Source organism: Nitrospirae bacterium CG2_30_53_67, assembly GCA_001873285.1.
Taxonomy (GTDB): domain Bacteria; phylum CG2-30-53-67; class CG2-30-53-67; order CG2-30-53-67; family CG2-30-53-67; genus CG2-30-53-67.
On record MNYV01000022.1, the window covers coordinates 1 to 11,533 of the forward strand.

The following is an 11,533-nucleotide window of genomic DNA, read 5'->3' on the forward strand; positions in this document are numbered from 1 at the left end:
AAAGGAAGGGCCCCAGTCTTATCAATTATGCTTGGAGATTTACAAATTGCGAATTGGAGACACAAGTATTACTCGCTGGAGATCTTGGTTATATCAGGGATGAGAAGTTAAAGAGACTTAAGAGTGATATCGAGGAGGTTGAGCGGATGCTCAAGGCACTGATCAAATCACTGGAAAACAAACACTTGACCCCTTGAACCCTGGAATCCTCGAACCCTTTTTACCCACTCGATGGGAGAAGAACCAAAAATATAAAGATCAAAAATCAAAATGATAAAAAATTCAGCAATCAAAACCCTGATTATCGGCGGAAGCGGGGCCTATGAGATTCCGGTGGAAAAATTCGGCCGGGAGAAAGAGACCGTAACCTTAAAGACACCTTACGGCCAGGCCTCTCCCATCCGTGTCCTGGAGATAGAGGGAGCCAAAGTCGGATTCCTCTCGCGTCATGGGGTCACCGGATACCACCTCACCGCGCCGTATATCAACTACCGAGCGAACATTTACGCCGCCAAGGAATTGGGGGCTGAACGGATCCTGTCATGGTCCGGGCCCGGGGCCATGCATGAGACCTATCACCCCGGAGACCTCGTCCTTCCGGACGATCTCATCGACCTCACACGGCAGCGCATCTCAACCTTTTTCCAGGGAAAAGGGATCGGTTTCATCCGGCAGAGCCCGGTCTTCTGCCCGGAAATCCATCTCTCGTTTCAAAATGCATTAAAAGAGCTCGGCCTTCCTTGCCGTCCCAAAGGGACTTACGTCTGTACCGAAGGACCGAGGCTGGAGACGCCGGCTGAGATCCGTTACATGAAGCAGATGGGAGGAGACTTGGTGGGCATGACCCTGGTCCCGGAGTCATTCCTGGCCCGTGAGCTTGAAATCTGTTACGCCCCGATCTGCTATATCTCCAATTATGCCGAAGGGGTGCGTCCGCTTCCCTATGAGAAAGGGATCCTCTTCGAGGGGACGCTCCCCGCGAAGGACAGGGAAAAAGTAAAACAGACCCTATCACTCTTTCCGGAAATCATCAGGAAAACCCTTGATCACCTGGAGACTCTCAAACACAAATGCCCGTGCAGGGATGCCATGCTTCGTTATAAACTGCGAGGGGATATCCAGGAAGACTGGCATACCTGGATCGGGTAGCCGCTCTGAGATAAAAAATCAAATTTTATATTTTGATTGGTCATTTTGATTTTTTATCTTTGATCTTTGATTCTTATTTCTGCGTGGTCCAACTTAAACACGAAAGAGAAAATAAATTAAACGCCCCTCATTTTTGGTCGAGGGACCCTGAACCCTGTCCGGAACCCTTGTTCATGATGATTCACAACCAGTCACATCACCCTGCCTGAAAATCCCCATGATATTTTATGGGGTTATAAGCAATGTCCACAATAAATGTGAAAAGCCTGTGAAAATCTGTGTGAAAATCCGGATAGGAAAGGCAGTGGACAAGGGTAAAGAGCAATTTGCCTATATTTTAATCACTAAAAATACTTTTAATTTCAAACTGTTATGTAATTACCCCGGTTTTCGGAATGAGATCAGACCCATAAGAGTCAAGGTTCTTTTAAATCCACAGAACCTTTAAAAAGATTCTTTTAGTTCGGATTGTGTGATGATCAGACCGGGCAGAGCCATGTTTCTCAAAATAAACAGCAAGCCGGCGCCGCTTCGGCCTGAACAACCGGGGCGATTTTAAAACGCGGACAGCATCGTGTATTTTTATAGATTCGTTCTGCTTGAACAGGGAAACAACTTGACACTTATATTTCATAAATATAATATAGAACTATAACTAACAATAAACTTTGGAGTTTTTAATTTATGTTTGAACGTTTTACAGACAAAGCGAGAAGGACCATCATCCTTGCCCGTGAAGAGGCGGAGAAACATCAGCATGAGTACCTGGGCACGGAGCATATCCTGCTCGGAATTCTTCGAGATGAAGAAGGATTGCATAGTAAGGTCTTGAAAAACCTCGGGATCAATCTCGACCACCTCAGGATCGAGGTTGAGAGAAACCTGCCCAAGGGAACGGATACGCTGACCTTCGGCGAAATCCCCTTTACGCCAAAGGCCAGGAAGGTCCTGGAACTGGCCGTGGAGGAGGCCCGTCTTCTCAATCACAATTACGTGGGGACCGAGCATATCCTGCTGGGTCTGGTCCGTGAAGAGGAGGGCATCGCAGGGAACATCCTGCGGAGCATGGGGGCAAGCCTGTTAGGGGCCAGGCAGCAGACCATCAATCTGCTCCATCAGACCTCTATCCGATCCAAGACCCCAAAACCTAAGAGCAATACCCCTGCCCTCGATGAATTCGGGCGGGATTTCACCGAGCTTGCCCGCAAAGGGGAACTGGATCCCGTAGTGGGGCGCAACGAAGAGATCGAACGGGTCCTGCAGATTCTGAGCCGCAGAACCAAGAATAATCCGGTCCTGATCGGGGAACCGGGTGTGGGCAAGACCGCCATTGTGGAAGGGCTGGCCCAACGAATCGTGAATGGAGATGTCCCTCTGGGTCTGACCAACCGGAAGGTCATCGCCCTGGATCTCGGCTCTCTGGTCGCAGGAACCAAGTACCGGGGTCAGTTCGAGGAGCGCCTGAAGATCGTCCTCAAAGAGATCATCTCCTCCAACAATCAGATCATCATCTTTATTGATGAACTTCATACGCTGGTCGGCGCCGGAGCGGCAGAAGGATCGCTCGACGCCTCCAACATGCTTAAACCTGCCCTGGCCCGAGGGGAGATCCAGTGCATCGGAGCGACCACCTATGATGAATACCGGAAATATATTGAAAAAGACGGGGCCTTGGAACGTCGGTTCCAGACGATTAATGTCCAGGCCCCTTCGGTTGAAGAGACCGTTCGGATCATCAAGGGGCTCAGGAGCCGGTATGAGGAGCACCACAATGCCGTGATCACGGATGAGGCCATCGGGGCGGCGGCAAGGCTTTCGGACCGCTACATCACCAACAAGTTCCTGCCGGACAAGGCTATTGATGTCATTGACGAGGCGGGGTCCAGGTCCAAGCTCCAGAAGTTCACCCTGCCTCCGGAGATCAAGGAGTTAAAAAACAAAATCAAGGAGATCACGGAACAAAAGAACCTGCATATCCACCTGCAGGAGTTCGAGAAGGCCGCCCGGTTCCGGGACCAGGAAGATAAGATGAAAGAGGAGTTCAACAAGGCACAACAGACCTGGCGCGAGGAGAGGGAGACTACGAAATCACAAATCGACGAGGAGGACATCGCCTACATCGTCTCAAAGATGACCGGCGTTCCGCTCTACAAACTCGAGGAGAAAGAGAGCGAGAAGCTTATCCGCATGGAAGAAACCCTCCACTTGCGGGTGGTCGGGCAGGATGAGGCGATCGCCGCGGTTTCGCGCGCCATCCGGCGTTCACGGGCAGGCCTGAAAAACAGGAAGAAACCCATCGGCTCTTTCATCTTCCTCGGCCCCACCGGTGTGGGAAAGACCGAACTGGCCCGTGTCCTGGCCGAGTTCCTCTTTGACAGCGAAGATGCCCTGATCCGGATCGACATGTCGGAATACATGGAGCGGTTCAGCGTATCGGGCCTGACCGGCGCGCCCCCTGGATACGTGGGATATGAAGAGGGAGGCCAGTTGACTGAAAAGGTCAAGCGCAGGCCCTATTCCGTTATCCTTCTGGACGAGATCGAAAAGGCGCATCCTGACCTCTTCAATATCCTGCTGCAGGTCCTGGACGACGGCCGCTTGACCGACAACTACGGAAGGACCATTGATTTCAACAATACGGTTCTGATCATGACCTCCAATCTCGGAACACGGCAGATCGACAAGGGGGCGCCCCTCGGATTTCAGAAGGAAGGGGACTCCACTTCAGCCGAGAAGATCCGGGAAGAGGTCATGTCTGCCGTCAAAAAGACCTTCAACCCTGAATTCCTCAATCGTGTGGACGATGTAATCGTCTTCCATACCTTAACCAAGGATCATATCTCCTCGATCATTGACATCATGATCCGGCAGATGAATGAAGAGATCCAGGACAAAGGGTTCAAGCTGGTTCTGAGTGATGAGACCAAGGAATTTCTCATGGAGAAGGGTTATCAACCCACGTATGGCGCCCGTCCGCTCAGGCGGGCCATCCAGAAGTATATATCGGACCCGCTTTCCGATGAAATCCTCAAGGGACATTTCAAGGGAGCCTCGATCATCAGGGTCCATGTTCAGAATCAGAAGATCACCTTTGAAGAGGTCTCTGAAAAAAAGCTCAGCGAGGCCAAGGCATAACCTCGGATACGCATCCATCCTTAAGAGAGGGGGGTTCCCCTCTCTTTTTTTTTGCCCGCCGACCTTTTCGCCGGCCATGATCAAACCAGAATCCGCCACCAAAATCTGTGAACCACAGAGCACACGGATTTGACATTGAAGTGAAAAAAAGGATATAGTACAGGCCGCGATCCCGTGGAACGTAATGAATCCTTTTCGTGATCCCATGAAACCCTTGACCATATCCTTTGCCGCCCTGACCTTTCTCTTCGCGCTCTTTTTGTTCTTCCCGTCCGGCTGCGCCAGGAACCCGGTCACCCGCCACTATGAAGTCACGCTGATGAGTTCCAAAGAGGAGGCCAGGCTCGGAGAGGAGCAGGATAAGGCGGTCACAAAACTTTACGGCAAATACGAGAACAAGGGCCTTCAGGAATACCTGCAATCCATAGGCTCAAAGCTGGTGAGCGTTGCCCACACGCGCCCTTTTACCTACCATTTCAACGTCATTGATTCCGGCGAGATCAATGCCTTCGCCCTTCCCGGAGGGTATATCTATGTCACCCGGGGGATCCTGGCGCAGTGCAATTCCGAGGCGGAACTGGCCGGTGTGGTAGGACATGAGATTGCGCATGTCACCGCCCGGCACCACGCCCAGCAGCAGGTCCAGGCCATGGGCCTGCAGATCGGATCCCTGATCGCCACCGTCTTCCTGGGGGAAGTGGGGTTCTATCTGCAGCAATATATCGACCTTCTTTTCCAAGGGGTTTATCAGAGCTTCGGCCGGAGTAAGGAGCTTCAGGCCGATGAGATCGGCCAGGAATATGCCTTTAAGGCCGGCTGGGATCCGAGGGATACCGGCCAATTTCTCAAGACCCTGAACCGGATCGAGCACGGAAGGGACCGAACGGTGTTTCACGGTTTCTTCGCATCCCATCCGGAGACGGTTGAGCGAATCGAAAAAGCAGAGATCCGCTCCCGGGATATGATTCAAGGCAGGGAACCGGGAAAACGCGGCCGAAAGGAGTTCCTGAGACTGCTGAATGAAATGCCTTACGGGAACCGTCCGGAACTTGGAGAATTCGAGAACAACCTCTATCAGAACGCGGAATCCGGGGTTTCCATCCGCTTTCCGGATCACTGGGAGAATTTTTCTTCCGAAGGTACGGTGGTTTCAAAGAGACCGGACGAAAGTTATTTCATGCAGCTCATCACCGCCAAACCCAAGGACGAGTCCTCGTCTGAATCAGACCATAGGAGCCATGATAGGGGCGACGGTCAGCGGCCTACCCCCAAGCCCAAGGACGATACCTCCCTTGAATCCCTGACCTCAAGAGAGGACTATTTCATCAAATTGCGGGAGATGGCGGACCGGTTCGAGTCGCAGAGCGGATGGCGCCGATCCTCGGAAGAGCAAATGGTGATTCACGACATTCCGACATTCACCGCCAATTATCAGCTCCAAAGTTCCCTTGGGCGTTTCTACTCGACCACGGCGCACTTCATGATCATTAAGAAAAACCTGCTCATCCTAATGGCCTTCGCGCCGGTAGATAAGAAAGATCTGGCCGATTACTATTTTAAACAGGTCTTTGACAGCGTCCGCTTCATGAGCGAACCGGATATAGAGAAGCTCCAACCCAGGCAGGTCGTGATCTATGAGGTCCGGAAACACGATACCTTTGAGTCGATCTCCGAACATTTTTATGGAACCACGGAAAAGGCGAGAGAAATCGCCGAACTCAACGGCTACCTCTCGAGCCTCTACCCGGAATCCGGAGATCTGCTCAAAGTCATTGTTCGGACGAAAAAAGAGGAACATTCGTAAATACGGCCGTACTCGAGGGTCGAAGACCCCCGGCAATAAAATCAGGAAACCCTCTGAAAGATAAGATTTTTATATTCTCGAGCGGTCCCTGCGGTCTGTTGGCGGGCGCTCACTTTTCCGACATTTTCCTTCTCCGCTCTATTTCATTCAAACTTTTAAAAAAAAACTTAAGTTTCTCCTTCGGGCGGACGATAAAACGCCAGAGAATATCCATTCGGCAATGATCAAAAAGATCCGGCAGCGGTCCCCAAGGAATGGAGTGACGGCGAAAAACAAAATGGAAGAAATCAGGCCCCTGCTCATCATAGACGACAGTGAAGAGAATCTTTCCGTGCTTGAACGGCTGCTCACGCACCTCGGTTATCAGGTGGATCTTTGCAAGGACGGCCTGGAGGCCCTTGACCGGCTCAGCCTCCGGTCTTATGAAATGATCTTCACCGATGTGAACATGCCCAGGATGAATGGGATCGAATTTCTTCAATCCATTCGTTCCAAGGGGGATTCCACACCCGTGATCATGATCACGGGCTTCCCGTCCATCACCCTGGCCGTGGAATCCATGAAAAAAGGGGCCTCGGATTTCATCACCAAACCCTTTCAGGTCGGGCACATCGAACATCTCATCACGCGGACCCTCAAAGAGAAGTCCCTCAGACAAAAAAACCGTTTCCTTGAAGAGGAACTCAGGGATAAAAAGAAGATTGAATAATTGTTCTTTGACCGGATCTGATTTTGTGCTACACTTTCCCCATTCATGCCCGGAGAAAACCGATGATGCATACCTACGAGAAAGAGCGGCCGGACCTGGCGCCCTATGCGGCCAGGAGCGAGGCATCGAGAGGAAGACGTTATCCGGAACATTTCAAAGATAACCGGACGGACTTTCAGCGGGACCGGGACCGGATCATCCACTGCGCGGCCTTCCGCCGGCTGGAGTACAAGACCCAGGTCTTTGTCAACCACGAAGGAGACTACTACAGAACCCGCCTGACCCATACCCTCGAGGTGTCGCAGATCGCCCGAGGCACGGCACGGGCCATGGGCCTGAATGAAGAACTCGCCGAGGCCATCGCCCTGGCACACGACCTGGGGCACACCCCCTTCGGCCATTCCGGCGAGGACCTGTTGAATGAACTGATGAAGGACCACGGCGGCTTCGAACACAACCGCCAGAGCCTCAGGATCGTAGAAGAGCTGGAAGAACGCTATCCCAATTTCTCCGGCCTCAACCTCACCTTCGAGACCCGGGAAGGGATCATCAAGCACACCTCTTTCCATGACCGGCCTGACATCACGGAGATCAAGGACTTCCTTCCAGGGGTGGTCCCCACCCTGGAGGCCCAGATCATCAACCTGGCCGATGAGATCGCCTACAACAACCATGACATCGACGACGGCCTCACATCGGGCCTGCTCGATCTTTGTGAACTCAGGGAGACGGCGCCCATCGTGGACCGGACCTTCCGCCAGATCGAAACCCTATACCCCGGCATTGATGAGACACGCAAGAAATACCAGGCCATCAGCTACCTCATCGGCTATCTCATCAACGACCTGGTCCATCACACCACGTCCATGCTCAAGGAGCATGACATCCGCACCTTGGACGATCTGCGGGATAAAAATATCCCCGTGGTTTCCTTCAGCCCGGAGGTCATGCAGGAGAACAGCCGGCTCAAGGAGTTCCTTTCTCAAAACCTCTACACGCACTACCGGGTGGAACGGATGCGGATCAAGGGGAAGATGGTCCTCTCCGCTCTTTTTAATATCTACCGGGAAAACCCGACGCTTCTGCCCCAGAAATACCAGCGGATGATCGAACAAGCCGGCCGTGAGCGGGTCATCTGCGACTACATTGCCGGCATGACCGACCGATACGCCCTGGATGAATATAAAAAACTCTTTGAACCTTTTGAACGGACCTGAACAAAGAGACTCCATGTGCAGAGTCGAGATCATCACCGGCCCGCCTGGTTCAGGCAAAACGCAGGCCATCCTCAACGACATCCTTCCGGCCGTCCTGGAAAACCGCTGCCATACGATCCTGATCCTGGTCTCCTCCAACCTCAAGGCCGAATCGATCCATGAGGCCATCCTCGCCGGAGCGGGAGTCAAGGGATTCATCGGACTCAGGATCATGACCTTTCTCGACCTCTGCATGGAGATTTTTGACGGCTCTTCCCTTCCCGGCAGGGTGGGCGCCCCCCTGGTCCGCAAGTGGATGGTCCAGGCCGTCCTTGCTGAAATGCCTATGGAGCGCCTTTCAGGGCTCAGAGAGACCCGGGGCCTCATGGACCTGGCATCCGACTTCATTCGCACGCTTAAGGATGCAGGCGTCTCTTCAGAGGAGTTTCTGGAAAGATCCTCTTCGGCCCGGGCCTCACCCCGGATCATCGAGGCTGCAAACATCTATCATGAGTACGAAACCCGGCGCAGGGCCAGGGGCCTTCTGGACCGGGAGGATCTCTTTCCGCTGACAGCGGAGAGCCTCGGATTGAACCCCGGGCCCATGGCCGGCCTGCAAAAGATCTTTGTCACGGGATTCTATGACTTCACTCCGACTCAGCTTCGGCTGCTACTCGCCCTATCGGCCCTTCCAAGCCTGAAAAATCTCGTCATCACCCTGCCCTATCAGCACGGCGAAGGACCGGGCCCGGCATTCATCCGGCGGACGCTGAACCGGCTGGTCCGCACCTTACCGCATGCTTCGATTTCGACCCTCTCCCCGCTTGGAATAGATCCCGGAAGCCCCCTTCATCACCTTGCGAGGCATTTTCTCGACAGCGGACAAACTCCCCTTCGTATCCCGTGCCGGGACTCCATCCGGATCCTGAAAATGCCCGGAACCTACAGGGAGGTGGAAGAAATCGCGAGAAAAATCCGCAGGCTCCAATGTGACCAGGGCCTCGGCTTCAAGGATTTCGCCGTGGTCTTCCGCAGCCTCCGGGACTACCAGGACAAGGTCCCGGAGGTCTTCCGCTCCCACGGCATCCCCATCCGCATGGGGAGCGGCCTCCCCCTGGGAAGCAACCCCTTCATCCGAACGATCATGGGAATCCTGGAGATTCCCCTGAATGGATACCGGAGGGAATCCATCGTCCGGCTGATCCGCTCAGCCTATATCCGGTTCGACCCCCTCCTCAAGGAGAATCTTCCTCCCGAGCGGTTCGACACCCTTTCAAGAGAGGCCATGATCCATGGGGGCAAGGAGGAATGGGAGAGCCGATTTGCATCCAGGATCCGGTACCTTGACCTGAACCGGAGACTGCTCCAGGAGGGGAACCTCCCGAGCGAGGAACTGGAGCAAAGAGAAGAACGCATAAAAGAAAATATAAAAAAGATCAAAGACTACCAAGCCTGCATGAAAATCATCCGGGCCCTGCTCAAGGCCATGGCGACCCTGTCCGGTCCGGCCCCACTGACGAGTTTCGTCACCGCCATTTCCGACATCATCCGATCCTTCCATATGGAAGAACAGATCTCCGCAGGGAGCGATCTCCGTCTGATCCGCCGTGACCAGCGGGGCCTAAATGCCTTCAGGGAGCTTCTCATGCACATAGCTTATGAGCATGAGACGGCGCAAACCGGCCGGAAAATTTCGCTCTCCAAGTTTACAGGCATCCTGAACCATACCCTCTCCGAGGTCCAGTATGTCCCCGACCCGCCCATGGAAGACGCCGTGCTGGTCACCGACGCCCCGGGCATGCGCGGACTCAGAAGGCCCGTGGTCTTCATCGGCGGGCTCGTGGAAGAAGGCTTCCCTCGGGCCCATCCCTCCGACCCGCTCTTCCGGGAAAAAGACCGGGCCGCCCTGAACAAAACCCTGAGTCAAAACCGGTGGATCACCCTCGCCTCGGATCGGCGTGAAGAAGAAGAGGTCCTTTTCCTCCTATGCGCCGCCTCGGCGACCCGGGCCCTCTATCTCACCTATCCCCGCACCGATGCCGATGGACGGGAGATTCCGGCCTCCCGGTTCTTGGACCGAGTGAGGGACCTTTTTGAAGAGGGCTCCATCCGAGAGCAGGAGATCTCCATCCATGATACGCTCCCGGACCGGGAAGAGATCTTCAGGGACAAGGATCTCCTGGAGTACACCTTCCTGAACCTCTGCCGCCCTGCATCTAAAAACCCGGACGTCCCCTCCCTGTTCAACCTTCTGCTCAGGACACGGCGGGATCAGATCGGAAAGATTCTGCACGGACTCCGGGTGATTGAGGTTAGAAACCAGGGCGAAGGACCCTACTCGGGTCTTCTCGGACCCGAGGCCGCGGCGCTCCTCCGGAAGGAGGAGGCCCCCTTCTCGGTCACGGCGCTGGAGCGCTACGGGGTATGTCCCTTTGACTACTTCTGCGAACGAGAGCTTAAGCTCCTGCCCTTGGAAGAGGTGGAAGATGAGGTGGAGGTTAGGGACCTGGGAAGCCTTTACCATCGGATCCTTCAGCGCTTCTATGCCGGCCATGTCCAGGAAACCGGGACAGGCATCACCGAGAATAACCTTGAACAGGCAAGGAAGAACCTGCACCGGATTGTGGAAGAGGAGCTCAACAGGGCAGAGGCCAAGGGAGTGCCGGGGCACAGACAGATCTGGAAGATACGGAAAGAGGAGGTCCATCGGACCCTGGACCGGTTCCTCAATCAGGAGATGGAGGAACACCGGAAAACCGGGGAGGTGCCGTCGCACTTCGAGGTCTGTTTCGGCATGAGACCCTTTTCTCAGAGCGATCCCCTCTCCGCCGCCGACCCGCTCACCATCGATTCCGACACCGGATCGGTCCGGATTCTCGGCAAGGTGGACCGGATCGACCTCAGCGCGGCCGGCAGCAGACCGATCTTCTCCATCGTGGATTACAAGTCCGGGAACAAAGCCCCGAACAGAGCCGATATTGAGCGGGGTGTGAGCCTTCAGCTCCCGGTCTATGCCGCATGGGCCAGGACGATCTTTTCCAATCAACGGGAGATGCAGAGCGGCTCTTTTTATCTTCTTCGCTCCGGGGAAAAGAAGATACAGATCCAGGCCGATGACGCCCTTGACGGCCTCATGGAGGCATCCATGCGGCACATCCGGGAATATGCAGGGGCCATCCGGCAGGGCCGGTTCCCCCTCAACCCGAAGAAGTGTGAGGACTTCTGTGACTATCGGCACATCTGCAGGTTCCGGGAGGCGTGAAGCTCCCGCACCTTTATCCCGTTAGGAGTTATGCAAGTTTGAAGTTTATTAAGACTTCTAACGTGTGAATCTTCTCCCCAAAGGGGATATGACATAAGGATCATCTCCAAAAGAGCGGGTGAAAACATCAGGGGTCAAGGGGTCAAGGATTCCAGGGGTCAAGTGAAGTGCTAAAATCATAAGGGGCCGAGGATTATAGGGTCCAAGGGTTCCAGTGTTTTTCTCTGAAGATTTTGCTTGCGTTTCAGTATCTCACTTGAACCCTTGACCCCTCGACC

Annotated in this window: 7 protein-coding genes and 1 pseudogene; all 8 read left to right on the plus strand. The window is 54.1% G+C overall.

What is annotated here, in order from left to right:
* The 8 genes and pseudogenes from AUK29_01160 (at window position 1) to AUK29_01195 (ending at window position 11,255) form a co-directional block, all read left to right on the plus strand.
* A pseudogene (locus tag AUK29_01160) lies at window positions 1–197 on the plus strand (hypothetical protein).
* A gap of 73 nt (window positions 198–270) precedes the next feature.
* Complete coding sequence (locus AUK29_01165; protein OIP66246.1) at window positions 271–1,149, plus strand: phosphorylase; 879 nt, start codon at window positions 271–273, stop codon at window positions 1,147–1,149.
* A 217-nt stretch (window positions 1,150–1,366) separates the two neighbouring features.
* Window positions 1,367–1,597, plus strand: a complete 231-nt coding sequence (locus AUK29_01170) for a hypothetical protein (GenBank protein OIP66247.1) — start codon at window positions 1,367–1,369, stop codon at window positions 1,595–1,597.
* Window positions 1,598–1,833: 236 nt separating this feature from the next.
* Window positions 1,834–4,284, plus strand: a complete 2,451-nt coding sequence (locus AUK29_01175) for an ATP-dependent Clp protease ATP-binding subunit ClpC (GenBank protein ID OIP66248.1) — start codon at window positions 1,834–1,836, stop codon at window positions 4,282–4,284.
* A 184-nt stretch (window positions 4,285–4,468) separates the two neighbouring features.
* On the plus strand, window positions 4,469–6,088 hold the full coding sequence (locus AUK29_01180; protein ID OIP66249.1) for a hypothetical protein: 1,620 nt from the start codon (window positions 4,469–4,471) through the stop codon (window positions 6,086–6,088).
* A gap of 220 nt (window positions 6,089–6,308) precedes the next feature.
* Entirely contained in the window at window positions 6,309–6,797 is a 489-nt protein-coding gene (locus tag AUK29_01185; protein OIP66250.1) for a hypothetical protein, read from the plus strand.
* Window positions 6,798–6,859: 62 nt separating this feature from the next.
* Window positions 6,860–8,014: a deoxyguanosinetriphosphate triphosphohydrolase gene (locus tag AUK29_01190; GenBank protein OIP66251.1), complete on the plus strand. Its 1,155-nt coding sequence runs from the start codon at window positions 6,860–6,862 to the stop codon at window positions 8,012–8,014.
* Window positions 8,015–8,027: 13 nt separating this feature from the next.
* Window positions 8,028–11,255, plus strand: coding sequence for a hypothetical protein (locus AUK29_01195; protein ID OIP66252.1), 3,228 nt, complete (start codon window positions 8,028–8,030; stop codon window positions 11,253–11,255).
* Window positions 11,256–11,533: the final 278 nt, after the last annotated feature.